At 42.2% G+C, this 16,595-nt stretch carries 19 protein-coding genes and 1 tRNA gene; 13 read left to right on the forward strand and 7 right to left on the reverse strand.

The genetic code is table 11. The features are described 5' to 3' along the window. Nucleotides 1-2: 2 nt before the first annotated feature. A complete protein-coding gene (locus ABEF84_RS10270; RefSeq protein WP_034585005.1) occupies nucleotides 3-794 on the reverse strand; it encodes a tellurium resistance protein in 792 nt (263 codons plus the stop codon). 367 nt (nucleotides 795-1,161) lie between these two features. Here ABEF84_RS10270 and ABEF84_RS10275 point away from each other — a divergent pair, with 367 nt between their 5' ends. Beyond that, nucleotides 1,162-1,650 carry a TIGR00645 family protein gene (locus tag ABEF84_RS10275; protein ID WP_034585003.1) on the forward strand — a complete coding sequence of 163 codons (489 nt, stop codon included), beginning with the start codon at nucleotides 1,162-1,164 and terminating at the stop codon, nucleotides 1,648-1,650. Nucleotides 1,651-1,714: 64 nt separating this feature from the next. Here the strand turns inward: ABEF84_RS10275 and rnk are convergent, their stop codons facing one another. Beyond that, nucleotides 1,715-2,113 (reverse strand): nucleoside diphosphate kinase regulator, encoded by a 399-nt coding sequence (gene rnk / locus ABEF84_RS10280; protein WP_034585000.1) that lies wholly within the window; start codon nucleotides 2,111-2,113, stop codon nucleotides 1,715-1,717. 118 nt (nucleotides 2,114-2,231) lie between these two features. On the opposite strand from rnk, the gene ABEF84_RS10285 reads away from it, so the two are divergent. Next, the gene (locus ABEF84_RS10285) at nucleotides 2,232-2,801 is read left to right on the forward strand and encodes a hypothetical protein (protein ID WP_347456543.1); all 570 of its coding nucleotides are present in this window, start codon (nucleotides 2,232-2,234) and stop codon (nucleotides 2,799-2,801) included. A gap of 61 nt (nucleotides 2,802-2,862) precedes the next feature. On the opposite strand, the gene glyA is transcribed toward ABEF84_RS10285, so the two are convergent. Then, nucleotides 2,863-4,116 (reverse strand): serine hydroxymethyltransferase, encoded by a 1,254-nt coding sequence (gene glyA / locus ABEF84_RS10290; RefSeq protein WP_034588520.1) that lies wholly within the window; start codon nucleotides 4,114-4,116, stop codon nucleotides 2,863-2,865. A gap of 464 nt (nucleotides 4,117-4,580) precedes the next feature. Here glyA and ABEF84_RS10295 point away from each other — a divergent pair, with 464 nt between their 5' ends. Both ABEF84_RS10295 and ABEF84_RS10300 read left to right on the forward strand, forming a co-directional pair. Continuing rightward, nucleotides 4,581-5,279, forward strand: a complete 699-nt coding sequence (locus tag ABEF84_RS10295; protein WP_034588521.1) for a DUF3820 family protein — start codon at nucleotides 4,581-4,583, stop codon at nucleotides 5,277-5,279. Nucleotides 5,280-5,577: 298 nt separating this feature from the next. Continuing rightward, nucleotides 5,578-5,934 (forward strand): hypothetical protein, encoded by a 357-nt coding sequence (locus ABEF84_RS10300; protein ID WP_034588542.1) that lies wholly within the window; start codon nucleotides 5,578-5,580, stop codon nucleotides 5,932-5,934. A gap of 187 nt (nucleotides 5,935-6,121) precedes the next feature. Here the strand turns inward: ABEF84_RS10300 and ABEF84_RS10305 are convergent, their stop codons facing one another. Further along, on the reverse strand, nucleotides 6,122-6,379 hold the full coding sequence (locus ABEF84_RS10305; protein ID WP_052127933.1) for a hypothetical protein: 258 nt from the start codon (nucleotides 6,377-6,379) through the stop codon (nucleotides 6,122-6,124). Between the two features lie 535 nt (nucleotides 6,380-6,914). On the opposite strand from ABEF84_RS10305, the gene ABEF84_RS10310 reads away from it, so the two are divergent. Next, the gene (locus ABEF84_RS10310) at nucleotides 6,915-7,460 is read left to right on the forward strand and encodes a serine O-acetyltransferase (RefSeq protein ID WP_034588523.1); all 546 of its coding nucleotides are present in this window, start codon (nucleotides 6,915-6,917) and stop codon (nucleotides 7,458-7,460) included. A gap of 16 nt (nucleotides 7,461-7,476) precedes the next feature. Here ABEF84_RS10310 and ABEF84_RS10315 read toward each other — a convergent pair whose 3' ends face one another. Continuing rightward, on the reverse strand, nucleotides 7,477-8,379 hold the full coding sequence (locus ABEF84_RS10315; RefSeq protein ID WP_347454845.1) for a LysR family transcriptional regulator: 903 nt from the start codon (nucleotides 8,377-8,379) through the stop codon (nucleotides 7,477-7,479). Between the two features lie 101 nt (nucleotides 8,380-8,480). On the opposite strand from ABEF84_RS10315, the gene ABEF84_RS10320 reads away from it, so the two are divergent. Next, nucleotides 8,481-8,906, forward strand: a complete 426-nt coding sequence (locus tag ABEF84_RS10320; RefSeq protein ID WP_347454844.1) for a CidA/LrgA family protein — start codon at nucleotides 8,481-8,483, stop codon at nucleotides 8,904-8,906. Beyond that, complete coding sequence (locus tag ABEF84_RS10325; protein ID WP_347454843.1) at nucleotides 8,903-9,595, forward strand: LrgB family protein; 693 nt, start codon at nucleotides 8,903-8,905, stop codon at nucleotides 9,593-9,595. Before ABEF84_RS10320 ends, ABEF84_RS10325 begins: the two co-directional genes overlap by 4 nt. Nucleotides 9,596-9,655: 60 nt before the next feature. Here ABEF84_RS10325 and katE read toward each other — a convergent pair whose 3' ends face one another. Continuing rightward, entirely contained in the window at nucleotides 9,656-11,776 is a 2,121-nt protein-coding gene (gene katE / locus ABEF84_RS10330) for a catalase HPII (RefSeq protein WP_034588532.1), read from the reverse strand. 529 nt (nucleotides 11,777-12,305) lie between these two features. Here katE and ABEF84_RS10335 point away from each other — a divergent pair. Both ABEF84_RS10335 and ABEF84_RS10340 read left to right on the forward strand, forming a co-directional pair. Then, nucleotides 12,306-12,515: a cold-shock protein gene (locus ABEF84_RS10335; protein ID WP_034588533.1), complete on the forward strand. Its 210-nt coding sequence runs from the start codon at nucleotides 12,306-12,308 to the stop codon at nucleotides 12,513-12,515. Between the two features lie 114 nt (nucleotides 12,516-12,629). Continuing rightward, nucleotides 12,630-12,857, forward strand: a complete 228-nt coding sequence (locus ABEF84_RS10340) for a hypothetical protein (protein ID WP_034588536.1) — start codon at nucleotides 12,630-12,632, stop codon at nucleotides 12,855-12,857. A 133-nt stretch (nucleotides 12,858-12,990) separates the two neighbouring features. Here ABEF84_RS10340 and ABEF84_RS10345 read toward each other — a convergent pair. Then, nucleotides 12,991-13,066, reverse strand: a tRNA-Arg gene (locus ABEF84_RS10345). 189 nt (nucleotides 13,067-13,255) lie between these two features. Here ABEF84_RS10345 and ABEF84_RS10350 point away from each other — a divergent pair. From ABEF84_RS10350 to ABEF84_RS10365, 4 genes are read left to right on the forward strand one after another with little or no spacing between them, the layout of a single operon-like run. Next, entirely contained in the window at nucleotides 13,256-14,191 is a 936-nt protein-coding gene (locus ABEF84_RS10350; protein ID WP_034582313.1) for an ABC transporter ATP-binding protein, read from the forward strand. Beyond that, a complete protein-coding gene (locus ABEF84_RS10355; RefSeq protein WP_034582316.1) occupies nucleotides 14,188-14,961 on the forward strand; it encodes an ABC transporter permease in 774 nt (257 codons plus the stop codon). The genes ABEF84_RS10350 and ABEF84_RS10355 overlap by 4 nt, the downstream gene beginning before the upstream one ends. After that, entirely contained in the window at nucleotides 14,961-15,776 is an 816-nt protein-coding gene (gene queF, locus ABEF84_RS10360; RefSeq protein WP_034582319.1) for an NADPH-dependent 7-cyano-7-deazaguanine reductase QueF, read from the forward strand. Before ABEF84_RS10355 ends, queF begins: the two co-directional genes overlap by 1 nt. Nucleotides 15,777-15,796: 20 nt before the next feature. Beyond that, the gene (locus ABEF84_RS10365; protein ID WP_347452919.1) at nucleotides 15,797-16,447 is read left to right on the forward strand and encodes a hypothetical protein; all 651 of its coding nucleotides are present in this window, start codon (nucleotides 15,797-15,799) and stop codon (nucleotides 16,445-16,447) included. Nucleotides 16,448-16,595: the final 148 nt, after the last annotated feature.

The raw sequence follows: 16,595 nt of genomic DNA on the forward strand, positions 1-16,595 counted from the left end.
TGTTATGTTTTCGAGGGCTTCTCGAGCGATTTTTTTAACGTTTTAATTAGATTTTCACGGCTATTATCAAGTTTTTCCAGATCACTTGTCGAGTGCTTCGTGTTTGTTTGTTTGACATGATATTGCCAGGCCGGAATTAACACCTGCTGCGCTTCCTGAAATCGGTCCAATAAACTGAAAGAAAGCTGTTGTGACAATTGCATCTGGGTGATGGCGATATCATTACTGGCTTGCAAGGTGCGCAAGGTATGAATTTTCTTGGACAAACGTTCCTTGAAATTATCTAATGGATGCTGATTCTTGACGAACTGCGGATATTCCTGCAAAAACTCCTCCGCTGCGACAATATGCTTGGCCATCTGCTCCCGCAATCCAGATAGCTGCTGAAAACGTGCCTGGGATTTCTGGATTTCTATCTGCAGCTTGTGACTTAGGTGACTGGCCTGGTCAAGCAGACGATCCAGATTTCGATAATACTGCACCTGACTGGAACCATAATCCAGATCAATCCCCAGCCATTTTTGCAGGGCATTAAATTTGCGCTTTTTCAGATATTTTTTCGAATCTGCCAGTGCCTGAATAATTTTCTCAATAGTCTGGCTCAATTGCTGGGTGAGATGTGGATCAACACCATCCAACAAGACTGACTGAGCCTGAATCAGCTGATCGGCATAGTGATTGAGTCGGTACTGGTCATGGAGCAGAGGGACAAGCTCGTTGCGCTTGATGCTTAAAATCTCATTCGGATCTACTGCTATCTCCTGGATCGGGATCAAAACATCTATCTGTGACATGGCCCTTTAAACTCAGTGAATTCGGTTTTTATACTACGTGTTTTTATTCACCATAACATGTAGCATTTTGCAAACAAGTCTTTTTTATAGCGCTTGCCAGTCAGGTAATACAGCTCTCCTTAAGATAGTGTACTGAACTGTTGTAGCAGATCCAGATTCAGAATTCTAACTTGACTGTAATTCCATTCAATCAGCACAATACTTGTAGATTTTTTTATTTTCCTGATTTAGCCCTTCCATTCATATTGATGTTTTTCTGAACTCAGTAGTAGGTATTTAAACACCTAAAAATCTTAAAAATTCTCGAAATTTATTCAGGGATTATTTATGATCAGGTTCAATAATAAAGATGTGATCTGAGGGTGAAATGGAACGTTTCTTTCACAATACCATGTATGCCGCGCGCTGGATTTTAGCGCCTGTCTACTTCGGGCTATCCTTTGCCTTGCTTTTGCTGGCATTAAAATTCTTTCAGGAAGTTATCCACGTCCTACCACATATTTTTGAATATACCGAAGCAGACCTGATTCTGGTCATCCTGTCACTGGTGGACATGACCATGGTCGGTGGCTTGATTGTGATGGTCATGTTCTCAGGCTATGAAAATTTCGTCTCCCAGCTCAAGATTGATGAAAATAAAACCCGCCTGAACTGGCTCGGTACCATGGATGCCAATTCGCTCAAACTCAAAGTGGCAGCTTCCATTGTCGCGATTTCTTCGATTCATTTGCTGCGAATTTTTATGGATGCCCGCAATGTCGATAATGACAAGATCATGTGGTACATCATTATGCATCTAACCTTTGTGATCTCTGCCTTTATCATGGGTTATCTGGATAAAATTACCAAACATTAATGACTCAATAAAAAAAGCCCTAGTTTTTAGGGCTTTTTTTATTTCAGGAGAAATGACTCTGGCTTTATAAAAAATCACCTTCCCGTTCAGGCTGATACAATACTTTTTCTACCTTGATCTGCATGATATCGCCATCTGGCTGTGGCCATTCAATCGTCTGTCCTTCTTCCAGTCCCAGAATCGCTGCACCAACTGGTGCCACAATATTCAGCTGTCCTGGTTCACCGGTAAATTCGTGTGGATAGACCAAGGTAATCTCTTTCGTCTGGCCTTCAATGGTTACCAGAGCACGTGCATGCATAGTCACGATATTGGCTGGAATATCTTCTGGCTTGACCACTTCTGCCCGTGCCAGTTCTTCTTCTAGCTGCTCCATCGTTGGAGTTAACTTGGGCTGATGGTCCAGCATGGACTGTAACCTGTTTAAGTCCTGCTCAGATAAAATGATTTGATTTTTTTGCATGCAAACTCTCCTTAACGGGAAATTCAATCAAGATTCACAAATACAGTAAAATTAAATTGTTGATTTAAATTATTTTTAAGCTATATTTAAAACTAAAACACACCATAAAAAGAAGAATATGATGTCATTTGTACACTCTGCTTCAACATACAGTACCACGGTTTTTATGCAAGGTCTGCGCAAACAATTGCAGCAAGCAGAACTGCAACATAACTTTTATGTCAGTGATGCACTGCAAACCGTGAACTTTGATAATAGTCCACAAAGCCTATTACGTCTGGATCAGTTCTTCTTTGCCTTTAAAAAACATCTGGGGACTTTAGCACCAGACTTTAGCAAGACCCTGCAAAAGCTGAATACCGTACTATTCATCACCAGTCATATCGGATTCTTCATTTGCTCTGAACTAAGCTATCCGGAACACTGGCTTAGTCTGGAAGAGCTGAATATGTTTCCTGTTACACCAACCACTGTCCTAACAGATCCACAGTATTATTTTGGTCTGGATATCGGTGGACAGATCGTATTTCCAATTGATTATGTACTGAAACATTTTTTTACTACAGAAACCACTTCCAGCATTAGTGAAGATATCCACGCGCTGATTCATAAGCTGCAGAACCAACAGCAAATAGATTTACAGCAGAATACGCTTTCTGACTATAGCTACTATTTTAAGTATTGTTAATGTGTAAATGAGGCATAAAAAAAGCTCCCGATTTGGGAGCTTTTTTCTGCTTTAGCTAAAATTATTTAGCGTATACAGGGAATTTTGCACACACTGCTTCAACTTTCGCTTTTACAGTGTTGATCACAGCTTCGTCACCTTTGCTGTCCAGGATGTCAGCGATCCAGCCAGCCAGTTCACGAACTTCTGCTTCACCGAAACCACGAGTCGTTACTGCTGGAGTACCGATACGGATACCAGAAGTTACGAATGGAGAACGTGGGTCGTTTGGTACAGAGTTTTTGTTCACAGTGATGTGAGCAGCACCTAACCAAGCATCAGCGTCTTTACCAGTGATGTCTTGTTTGATCAGAGATAATAGGAACAGGTGGTTCTTCGTACCGCCAGAAACAACGTCATAACCGCGTTCGATCAGCACTTCAGCCATTGCTTGCGCATTCTTAACCACTTGTTGTTGGTAGGCTTTGTATTCAGGTGCCATTGCTTCTTTGAAGCAGATTGCTTTCGCAGCAACCGCGTGAACCAGAGGACCACCTTGGTTACCTGGGAATACAGCTGATTGAAGTTTTTTCTCGATTTCTTCGTTTGCTTTCGCTAGGATCAGACCTGAACGTGGACCACGAAGTGTTTTGTGAGTCGTAGTTGTAGTTACGTCAGCGATTTGCACTGGGCTTGGGTAAACGCCAGCAGCAACCAGACCCGCAACGTGTGCCATATCAACAAACAGATAAGCGCCCACTTTGTCCGCAATTTCACGGAAACGCTGCCAGTCTACGATTTGGCTGTATGCAGAGAAACCAGCCACGATCATTTTTGGCTTATGCTCAAGTGCCAGACGTTCAACTTCTTCGTAGTCGATTTCACCAGTTTCTGGGTTCAGGCCGTATTGAACTGAGTTATAAGTTTTACCAGAGAAGCTTACTTTCGCACCGTGAGTCAAGTGACCACCGTGAGCCAGGCTCATACCCAGAACAGTATCACCAGGGTTCAGTAAAGCCAGGTAAACTGCAGAGTTCGCTTGAGAACCAGCGTGTGGCTGAACGTTAGCGTAATCAGCACCAAAAAGTTCTTTAGCACGGTCAATTGCCAATTGTTCAATTACGTCTACATATTCACAACCGCCGTAATAGCGTTTGCCTGGGTAGCCTTCTGCATATTTGTTAGTGAGTTTTGATCCTTGTGCTTCCATTACTGCAGGTGAGCAGTAGTTTTCAGAAGCAATTAACTCGATGTGCGCTTCTTGGCGAGCATCTTCGTTCGCGATTGCTTGAGCTAGTTCTGGATCAAATTCAGCAATAGAGATATTGGCAAACATTAGCGAGGTCCTATTAAATTAGGGCTTTTAAGCCGTGCTAAGATTGGCGCGTATTGTAGCATGAACTTTGCCATTTTCGATCATGAACTTTATTCAGTTTTTGATAAATTTTGCGCATTTTTGGAGAAAAATCTGGCAAAGCCAGTAAAATCAAATTATTGAATTGCTTGTGAAGATTTTTATTACTTAAACTTTAAAATCCTGGCTGACTATTTTTTAACTTTATATGCCTAGTGAATTCCCTCGCCCTACTCCAAACCCGGCTGATTTTATCAATTACATTTTTCTGAGCATTCTTATGAAATCTCTTTTCTCTCATCATTTTTTACATCCTATAATTTTTACTAAAAGAAATGCTGTTTTTGATGATTTCACCCATGAAAACTGTATTCATCTTCTTGCAGCTTAGCTTTACTGCCCTTTATAGTTACAGTATTCAATCTCTCACGTCACGGTAAAAACGCATGCAGGCCATTATTCTTGATACTGAAACTCATACTCTTAACGGTCAGCCGATTGAAATTGCTTATGCGCCTGTAGAGATTCTCGATCATAAAATCAGTCTGGATAAAAGCCGCTTGTTTGACCAGCTATATCGCTGTGATGAACCGATTTCTTTTGCTGCCATGGCCGTACACCATATTCTGGAATCAGACCTGGAAGGTCAGCCGCATTACAGCAACTTTAGCCTGCCTGAAGAAACCACCTATATCATTGGTCATAATATTGACTATGACATCCGTGCCATTGAGAAATGCGGTGTAGATACCTCGAAGATTAAAGCCATCTGTACCCTTGCCCTGGCGCGCCGCGTCTGGCCAGATGCCGAAGCACACAATATCTCTGCCCTGATTTATATGATTACCCGTGGCAGCGACCGTGCCCGTGAAATGATCCGTAAAGCGCACCGTGCCGATATGGACATTATCCTGACCGCGAATATCCTGATGCATATCGTGCATCACCTGAAAATCAGCAGTATTGAAGAACTGTATGAAGTGTCCGAAGATGCGCGTATCCCACGCACGATTAACTTTGGTAAGCACCGTGGCACTGCCATTGCAGAACTGCCACAGGACTATGTGCAATGGTTATTGCGTCAGGAAGACCTCGATCCATACCTACGCAAGGCGTTGGAGAATAACGCGATTCTGACTTTATAACGGTTTCTATATTACTCCCTGAATATTAGATTCAATACTCAGGGATATTTTTTCCATTCAAGAAATTCAAATTTTTTTAAATATTCATCGCTTAATTCCTCAGAATTTTAGTCTTTAAAACTCTTAACTCATTATTTTTTAGAATTAAAAATATATGATTTATAAACTAAGTTATTATTTTTATTAAAGTTCAATAATTATTCCTACAAAAATTAAGTCAATCTTAGACTTTCGCGTGATGGAAAGCATCTTCAGACAGGTTCATATAGAAGTGATTGAAATTACTCTGATCACGTTCATGCAATACTATCTCGAATTTGATGCCTTTGATAATCCCATGCAGCTCAGCAAGGTGGGCAACTGGGTCATTACCTTTGTCAGTGCTGCCGATGAACTTGAGAATGTCCAGCTGGCGATTACCTATGTCCTGCCTCGCCAGATGAGTGATGAGCTACAGCCACGACGCGTACTGATTCATAAGACTGAAAATGAACAGCAATGGCTGATTCAATATATTGAATGTTTTGACAGTCAAAATAATAAAGAAGTCCAACTACCCCCTTCAGATGAACTGGCACAGCAAACCCTGCAACAGATTCTGGATGAATTTGACCGTTATGATGTCAATGTCCAACTCATTTCTGTTGAAGCTTAAATCAAACCTAGCCCACTATCGTGGGCTTTTTTAGCTTTCTATACATTCTCTAAATAAAGTGTAAATACATCAATTTCTGTAAAGCAAATTTCATTTTATAGAGATTCATCTGCTCTCCCAGATTTAAAACATTCGACAAAAATAAAGCCCATCATCAGATGAGCTCTATCGGTTTTAATCGTGATGATTATTGTGGTGCGGTTTTTAACAATGCTGCCAGCGAATCATGTTCCATGATCCGGTAAATACAGTCATTGCGTTCACTGTTAAACAATAATTCAATGCTTGGCCGGATAATTTCACCATCGACCATAATATATTCAACCTGTTGAACAATACGGCGGGATGGGTCAATCTCCTTGGCACCTTCATGCAGCAATGCTTTCGCGTCAAGAACCTTGCCATACTGGTTTTTGACTTTTACATCGATCATTTCATCTGTCATCGTCCTGCCCTCCCTTAATTCTGATTCTACGATTTCTGCATTTGATTTCTTATAGCACAGTTATGAAAAAGACAAAGGAGGAAAAATGTAAGTATTTTTAGCAGGATAAGTTAAATTAAATAATATAAACTTAGAATCAAATAGATAATTTAAGAGAATTTTCCAGACTCAAAATTGCAGTTACATACAATATTTATTGCCTCATCTTTTCATGAAAATTTTGACATTAAAAAGCCCGCATCGCTGCGGGCTCTGTGTTGGATGGCTAGTGCTAGATTTATTGTCGGAACCGAAGTTCTGACTCAACTAACTGTCATTGATCCGTCCAACTAGATGGTAGCGTCGTTTGGTTTTTGACCTACCGTGAGTACAATATAGATCGCATAAATTGAGGGAACAATACCCTTTTACATTTCTAAAAGTAGATTTATACAAATTTTAAATTGAGTTTTTTATTAAATCCGCTAGTCTTTCAGACTTCCGAAATCACGCATTTCAGCGCAAAATAGCCTGTCTTTTCTTTTTGCTTTTCCTCATGACCTGGCAACTGATATTAAGTGATCTGTATCGCTATTGCGGTAACACTTCATCAAAATCTTTCATCAAGAATTATCTGTTTAACCGAGGCTTTAACTTTAGCTTCTGGTTACGTCTGGCTGCTTCAAAATCATGGATTGCCAAACTGGCTTATCCGATTTTTTATTACAAGAAAAAGAAATACGGCATCGACATTCATTGCACCACGCAAATTGGTTATGGGCTGTATATCGGTCATGGCGGGCCACTGGTGGTCAATCCAACCACGATTATTGGCAATAACGTGAACCTGTCCCAGTTCACTACCATTGGGGCTAACGGTGGCCGGCAGGCGGCAACTATTGGCGACAATGTCTATATCGGCCCAAATGTCTGCATTATTGATGATGTCAAGATTGGCAATAATGCCACCATCGGTGCGGGCAGTGTCGTGACCAAGGACATTCCGGAAAATGCTACGGCAGTCGGTAACTACGCCAAGGTGATTCATTACAATAATGCTGGCACTTCAGTAAACCGTCGCTGGTCTATTCCCAAACCATAATTTTCACGATACTGGATTAGAAAAAGCTGATCTGATCCAGATTCTCTTTCACAATCTGCAACCAGGCCTTTGCAGCCGGTGTCATCGCGACCGTTGTATTCCAGGCCATGCTAATAGTCCAGCGCATGGATGGATTTTCCAGCACACTGATACTGAATTTTTCCTGATCCAGCTTTTCGCAGTAAATCTTGGGAAGCAAAGTAATCCCGACATCCAGATCCACCATTTTGGCAATAAAGTCCCACTGGCTGCTTTTACAGACAATATTAGGCTCAAAACCCACCTGATGGGCCGCCTGAATAATCATGGGATTGAGTCGAAAGGTATCATTAAACAGTAAAAAAGATTCTTCTTTCAGTTCAATCAAGGAAACCGTTTTCCGGTTTTTCCAGGCTGAAGTCTTGCGTGACAGCAGACACATCGGTGAATCGATGATCGGGATACTGTTTAAATTCGGCGGCAAATGTCCGAGCAAAATCCCCACATCAATCTTTTTCGCCAGAATCGCATCTTCAATCGCATTCGCGCCAACTTCAAAAAAGCTCAGTTCGATATTCGGATACTGTTTATGGAATTGTGCGATCAGCCGGCTAAATAAGGTCGAACCGATCGGTGGCAAACCAATGGTTAGTTTGCCCTGTTTAAGTTGCTGGATTCTCGTAACTGTTTCAAAAATGCGTTGCTGTTCGTCCAGAATCATCAGTGCATGCTGATAGACCTGCTCGCCGATATAGGTCAATGCCGTATCGCGCTTACGTCCGGCCTGTCCCTTATGAAATAGTGGTGCGCCAATTTCTTCTTCCAGGCTATCAATCGCCTTGGAAATGGTCGGTTGTGTCACTGAGATTTCTTCGGCTGCCAGACTGAAGCTTTGTAGCTGCACGATCTTAACAAAAATGTTCAGGCTTTTAAGATCCACCAATTATTCCAATTCAGCATAATTTTAATTTTATTATTCATAATATAAGTAATCGGTCAATTTTAAAATATAGCCATAGTTTCAAGATATTGTGATTTATTATGCTGAACAAAACAAAATGGGTCCGGATTGGCCTGATTATTTTTCAGCTTCTCCTGCTGATTGCCATCTGGGAAATTGGTGTGCGTATCCAGCAATGGCTAGATTTGCCGATTTCTGGCGGCGTGATTGGCCTATTTCTGGTATTGGCTGCCCTACTTAGCGGCGTGTTTAAACTGCAGTGGATTAAAGCAGGTTCCAGCTTTATTCTCGGTGATCTGGTACTGCTATTTGTACCTTGTGTGGTCGGTGTCATCAAATATAAAGGCCTGTTCCTGGCCCAAGGCTGGCAGTTGGTGCTGGCTGTCACCCTTGGTACCATCCTAGTCATGGTCGCCACCGCCTATACCGTATTCTGGGGCTTTAAGCTGGAAGCAGCCTGGAAAGCCAAACGTGAAGTCAGCTTGCGGGAGGCTGAACAGAAATGAATACTGCTTCCCTGCTTTGCGTCATGGCCACCATTGTCTGTTATATCCTGGCGAAAAAGCTGTACCGTAAATTTCCCTATTTACTGCTAAATCCAGGTCTGTTTGTGCCATTTGTGATTATTGTGGGCATGAGCCTGTTTCATGTGTCCTATGACACGTATATGCAGGACAGTAAATGGATTATGTGGATGCTAGGGCCAGCCACTGTGGCTTTTGCTGTACCGATTTATGAATATCGCAAGGTGATCCGGCAACATGCTTTTTCAATCAGTCTCGGTATTGTGGTAGGCATGATTGTGAGCGTGATCAGTTCCTACTATCTGGCCAAATTGTTCCAGTTTGATCAGGAAACAACGTATAGCCTGATGGCTCGTTCAATTTCGACGCCTTTTGCCATGGAACTGACTTCCAATATTGGCGGCTCAGTTGAACTGGTGATTCTGTTTACCATGATTACCGGAACAGCAGGTGTGGTATTTGGTGATTTACTGTTAATGGCGATGAAACTGAATTCCCGTTTTGCCCAAGGTGCTGCTTTTGGTAATGCCGCACACGGTTTTGGTACCAGTAAAGCCTTTGCCCGACATGAAGAAGAAGGTGTGGCTGCCTGTCTGACCATGGTGCTCGCAGGTGTCTTTATGGTTCTGGCTGGTCCCTATCTGATCCGTTTGACAGTTGCCATTCTCTAGCATGTTTCATTAAAAAACCGGCTTATCAAAGCCGGTTTTTTAATTCAGGATATACAGGAATTAACCTGGAATCATTTCCGAGATTTCTTCACGTGACCAGATGCGATGTTTCATGATCAGCTGTTTCAACTCAGGTGCAACAGCCATAAAGTCCTGATGGGTTAAGGTGCCTTCATCTGCGACCAGACCAAGTGTATTGATCAGGTCAGCTTTCTCACCGAGCAACACGATCGGCTTCAAGTGCACATAAGCTTCGATAATGTAATGCTTGGCTGTGCCATCTTTCAGCACCTGCTCATAGTTGTCACCATCCACCATGACGACTGCATCATACAGTACTGAAGGCTCACCGCGCTGCATACCGTCAGCCATCACTGTGGCATTGGTATTACTCACCACCGGCGCTGGGGTTGGGGCTAGCACTTCTGCAATGGCACTTTCCTCCTTGGCCCATGCTAATACAGCATCGACATTGGCTTGATTCACTTTATCATGAACCAATACGGCAATTTTCTTACCTTTAATGTCTGGTGCCGGGAAGGCTTCCAGCGAGATTTTTTTCGATGGTGTCACTTCTGGCAATTGTACATTTAGCTTTTCCGGGGGAATCACAATACCTAATTTGGTCGCCACCTGTTGAGCCAGATCCAGATCGATATTGCACAGTATTTCCAGTACTTCACGCTCACGAATTTGTACGCGCTGCACCTTGCTCAACTCAAATACATAGGCATTCACTGTATGGCGCTGCTCGTACGGGGTCAGGCTACGATAGTACAGACGTGCCTGGGTGAAATGATCACTGAAGGATGCACTGCGTTCGCGGATTTTACGGCCATCGATGCGTTCAGCATAACTTTCAAAACCCCCATTGGATGCTGCAGGTGTGGTTTCAGTTGGCCAATTGTTGTCGATCGAGTTTGGATCATAAGACGCCTGTCCACGATGAATCGCACGCTGGTTATAACCATCACGCTGATTATTGTGGAATGGACATACCGGCTGATTAATCGGAATTTGATGGAAGTTCGGTCCACCCAGACGAATCAGCTGGGTATCGGTATAGGAGAAAATTCGCGCCTGCAATAATGGGTCATTGGAGAAATCAATACCCGGTACGATATGTGCCGGACAGAAAGCCACCTGCTCGGTTTCGGCAAAGAAATTGTCAACATTACGGTTTAGGACAAAGCTGCCTATCGGAGTCACTGGCACCAGTTCTTCAGGGATAATTTTTGTGGCATCCAGCAAGTCGAAATCAAACTTGTGCTCATCTTCTTCAGGCACGATTTGTACGCCCAGTTCCCATTCCGGATAGTTACCTGATTCAATCGCATCATATAAATCACGGCGGTGGAAATCCGGGTCACGGCCCGCCAGTTTCTGTGCTTCATCCCAGGTTAGCTGGGTCAGACCTTGCTTTGGCGTCCAGTGGAATTTTACGAAGACAGCCTCGCCTTCCGCATTGATCATACGGAAAGTATTGACGCCAAAGCCTTGAATTGAACGGAAGTTACGCGGAATAGCACGGTCCGACATCGCCCACATCACGGCATGCGCAGTTTCAGGCACTAAAGAAACAAAATCCCAGAAGGTATCATGTGCTGTTTGTGCAGTTGGAATCTCCGTATGCGGTTCCGGTTTCATGGCATGCACGAAATCCGGGAATTTGATCCCGTCCTGAATAAAGAACACCGGTGCATTATTTCCCACCAGGTCATATACCCCTTCTTGGGTATAGAACTTCATGGCGAAACCACGGATATCCCGTACTGTATCAGCTGAACCACGCGGCCCCTGTACAGTAGAGAAACGCACAAACATTGGCGTTTCACGCTCGGTATCGGTCAGGAAAGCGGCCTTGGTAAAACGCTCATTACCCGGATAGGCTTTAAATACGCCATGTGCCGCAACACCGCGCGCATGCACAATACGCTCAGGGATTCTCTCATGGTCAAAGTGGGTCATTTTTTCCTGAAAGATAAAATCTTCCAGCAAAGTTCCGCCACGACTACCCGCCCTTAGGCTGTTCTGGTTATCTGCAATTTTCACCCCCTGGTTAGTCGTCAGTGCCTGACCAGTGGCATCACGGCGATAGGCATCCAGCTGGGCATTTTTTTCATTGTGATTGTTTAAATCTGGGCGATCTGTGCCTGCTAGCTCACTTTTAGACTCTTTCATGTGATTTCCTTATTATTGCTGTTCAGATAAAAACCTGCGGCTCGGCGCTACTGTTTCTATCTTGTTTTATTTAAATCTCGACGAGTTCTCACTCTCATTTGAAATAGTGTTATGACTGATGAAGTGCCCATCTAAAATACTATGTGGTTTGCAGAGGTGTTGTAGCGCTTTGTGACACTGTGTACTGATCGCTTAATCTTTCAGGAGTGGTCTGTATGCTATGTAGCAGATTGATGATCTCAATATCTCTTCATGTTATTTTTGAAAGTAATGATTTTATTTATGTTGTTATAAAACAGCTCTCTATAAAATATTTATATATTAATTTAATTTTTTATTGATTATTTTGATAATAAGAGTATGATGAAACTCAAATACAAAGTGTTGTCATTTAATTATCTTTAAGTCTCGTCGTTTTTAAGTTTTTATTAGCATTCGTTTTTTCAGATTATCATTTCAATTCTTTTCTATTTGCATCCTGTTTTCGTTTATTTAATTCGAAAAATATTACAATTCAAAAGGTTATATTATGTCTAATACCGTAACTGGTACCGTAAAATGGTTCAATGAAACTAAAGGTTTCGGCTTTATTCAACAAGAATCTGGTCCAGATGTTTTCGCTCATTTCCGTGAAATTAACAGCTCAGGCTTTAAAACTTTATTCGAAGGTCAACAGGTTTCCTTCAGTATTGTTGACGGTCAAAAAGGCCCCAATGCCGTAAATATTATTGCACTTTAAGTCGTAATATTTCGATCAGGGAGCCTGATGACAGGCTCCCTTTTTATATGTTTAAAATTCTGATTTTCTCTTATTGGCACAATAGGAAAAATTATTAAAATAATAGGTAACACAATGAATCAATTTAACAATTTAATTGCAAAAGCCGCGAATGGCACCGAAATTCTTGTTTCTCTCATTCCTTTAAATAAACAGCAAAATACCCATCAGGGCTTTAAGTGGGTCGAAGTAGGTAAACGTGTTTTACTTGAATCTGGAAATATCGTAGATCTCAATCTGGATGGCCGTTCTTTTTATACCAAGAGCAATGAGCTGTTTAAGTTTAAAGAGCGGATTTGCTAATTCCCTCGCTATAAATAATAAATTCTTGAATGCCATCTTTTAGAGATGGCATTTGTGTATCTATATACCTATTAGAAAAATAGCTAATAAACTTAGAACTAAGCTTTTTAATTAGAAAAAATAATAAAGAAGATGGTGCGCTCAGCGGGACTCGAACCCACGCCACAGGCTTCGGAGACCTGTACTCTATCCAGTTGAGCTATGAGCGCATTTTTGAGGAGTGCGCACATCATAACAAAAAATCGCACAAGGTAAACAACTATATATAAGTACGTGATTTTAGTGACTACGCTTTAAACAATCTTGCTACAGCTTTAGCAAATAATTCCCACTCAATTACTTGGCTTATTTATACAGATCACTCACAATATCTCAACTTTTCACCATTTGAGATTTCCATGACTGATGCATTGATCTTAAGGGATTTGTCAAAGACTTATCGAAATGGCTTTCAAGCATTAAAGGGTATTAATCTGGATGTACCAGAGGGTGAGTTTTATGCCCTGCTCGGCCCAAATGGCGCAGGTAAATCGACCACCATCGGCATTATCAGTTCATTAACTAAAAAAACTTCAGGTACCGTCGAGATCTTTGGTCATAATCTGGATACCCATCCATCCGAAGCCAAACAGTGCCTGGGAGTCGTACCACAAGAATTCAACTTTGCACAGTTTGAAAAAACGTTTGACATCCTGGTCACTCAAGCCGGTTATTACGGTATTCCAAAGAAGATCGCTCAAGAACGTGCTGAAGAATACTTAAATAAACTAGGCTTGTGGGAAAAACGCTCTACACAAGCACGTATGCTGTCTGGCGGGATGAAACGTCGCCTGATGATTGCCCGTGCCATGATGCATGAACCAAAACTGCTGATTCTGGATGAGCCAACGGCGGGTGTAGATATCGAACTTCGCCGTTCCATGTGGGACTTTCTGAATGAGATGAATAATAAAGGCACATCCATCATTCTGACCACACACTATCTAGAAGAGGCAGAAATGTTGTGTCGCCGGATTGCGATTATCGACCGTGGGGTGATTAAAGAAGACACCACCATGAAGAATTTCCTCAATCAGCTCAATGAAGAATCGTTTATCTTCGACCTGATTGAACCAATTGAACCGATTCACCTCGACATTATCGGCGTGAAATTCAATCTGGTAGATCCACTAACGCTGGAAATCACCTTAGATAAAGCTCACAGCATGAACGATCTGTTCCAGTTACTGGAATCACAGAATATTAAAGTGCGCAGTATGCGTAACAAGTCCAATCGTCTTGAAGAATTATTTGTGAAAATGGTTGAGAAAAATCTCGATGGAGCTGCGCAATGAACCTGAATCAACTTGGCGTCGCCCTGTATACCATCGTTTATAAAGAAATCCGCCGCTTTATGCGAATCTGGCCGCAAACCCTGCTGCCACCGGCCATTACCATGACTTTATATTTCGTCATTTTCGGGAATCTGGTTGGCTCCCGCATTGGCGAAATGGGCGGCTTTAGCTATATGCAGTTCATTGTTCCCGGCCTGATTATGATGGCGGTGATTACTAACAGTTATGCTAATGTCTCCTCTAGTTTCTTTAGCTCAAAATTCCAGAAGAGTATTGAAGAACTGATTATGAGCCCGGTACCGCTGCATGCCATTCTATGGGGCTATGTCTTAGGCGGTGTAGCTCGTGGCATTCTGGTCGCCATTATCGTGACGACATTAAGTCTGTTCTTTACTGACTTATATATTACCAACTGGTTTGTGACTATATATACAGTACTGGTGACTTCCCTGCTGTTTTCATTGGGCGGCTTTATCAATGCAGTTTATGCCAAATCTTTTGATGACATTTCGATTATCCCAACTTTTGTGCTGACTCCACTGACTTATTTAGGTGGTGTATTCTATGCCATCAGTATTTTAAGTCCGTTCTGGCAAAATCTCTCTTTAGTTAACCCGATCGTGTATATGGTCAATGCATTCCGTTTCGGCATTTTGGGGCATAGCGATGTCAATGTTTCCATTTCATTGATGGTGATCACCTTCTGGTGTGTTGTGCTATACGGTATTGCTTACTATTTATTGTCTCGTGGTTCAGGAATGCGTGAATAATGAGTGTAGAACATTCTCTTCTTGGTAAAGACACCAACTATCCAACAGAATATCAACCTGACATTCTGTTCCCAATTTCACGCGCAACTGCCCGTGAAAAATATGCCCATGTGGAAGGTATTCGCCAAGGGAAAGACTGGTGGCATATCTTTGAAATTTCCTGGTTAAATACGGCTGGTGTGCCGCAGGTTGCGATCGGTCGCATGACCCTACCCGCCACTTCTCCAAACTTGATTGAATCCAAATCGCTCAAACTGTATTTCAACAGCCTGAACTTTGCCAAGTTTGATTCAAAAGAAGCTTTTATTGCAACGGTAGAAAAAGACCTGTCTAATGCCGCTCAAGTAGACGTTAAACTGGATCTGTTCCATATCGATGATCTGGAAATTTCCAAACCGGAAGGCATCTGTCTGGATAACCTGACTCCAAAACGCCTTGAAAACCATCCTGACGCGACTTTATTAGCCTTAGATAAGGAAAGCGATGAACAAGTTGAAGTGCAGCTGTATTCGCATCTATTAAGAAGTAACTGTCCAGTCACTGGACAACCAGATTGGGGTACGGTATTTATACGCTACCAAGGGAAGAAACCTTGTTATAAGAGCATTTTGGCTTATATTATTTCCTACCGTCAGCACAACGGTTTCCACGAACAATGCGTGGAGCAGATTTATGCGGATCTCTGGCAGTATCTGCAACCAGAAAAGCTGATGGTATATGCGACCTATACACGCCGCGGGGGACTGGATATTAACCCTTGTCGTGTATCGGATACTACATGGATGCCTCGCCCTATTCGTTTAGCGCGACAATAAAAAAACATTGAGGTTTAACGATGCCATTTTTTGGATTTATTCCTTCAGCAGAACTACTTGATACAATTCAGACTGCACAGAAAAATAAAAATTCCAGTGAACCACTGTATCCACTTCGTGACAAAACGGCATTAATGATTAACGATGAAATTATTGATGCCATTTTGACGGAACTTGTACGCAAGTTCCCAGCAAGTGACAAACGTGAAACTGCTGAAAAACTGGCAGGTTACATCAAATCTACTGTAGCTGTTTTACTTAAACAATTGTTAAGCAAAGCACCTAATGAGGTGGTTCGTGAATCAATTGCATTTTCAGAACGCAGCCTGTTTAAGGATCCTGAAGGTAAGTTCCGCATCGGTGAATCTCTGGATGCCAGTCTGGTGACTAACCTGAAACATCTCTACGCAGAGATTCAAGCTGGCAATGACATAGATAAGCAGAGCCTGAGCAACTTATATAAGCAGTTCGCTGAAGCGACTGTGCGTCATTTCATGGTGGATTTTAACAAGACCTTGGACCTCGGCATGATCAAACGTAAGGCGGCGGATCTTGGTGCATCTGCAGTAATTAAGGCAGTTAATATTGCTGCGGATAAAATCATCCTGAATCTGAGCAAGGATGAGCTGAAAGTCATGGCCGAATACCACGACACCCTATTTTATCCTTAATCCACTTTTATATAAGTTGCTGTAAAAAGCCTGACTTCAGTCAGGCTTTTTTATGACTGATGAAATAGCTTGTTACAGTAAAGTTCATTTTCACAGGAAAATGCACTAAAAATAAGCAATATTTGTCTTTTTTTGTCAAAGCTATTGG

It is taken from the genome of Acinetobacter sp. ANC 7912, from assembly GCF_039862785.1.
Taxonomy (GTDB): domain Bacteria; phylum Pseudomonadota; class Gammaproteobacteria; order Pseudomonadales; family Moraxellaceae; genus Acinetobacter; species Acinetobacter thermotolerans.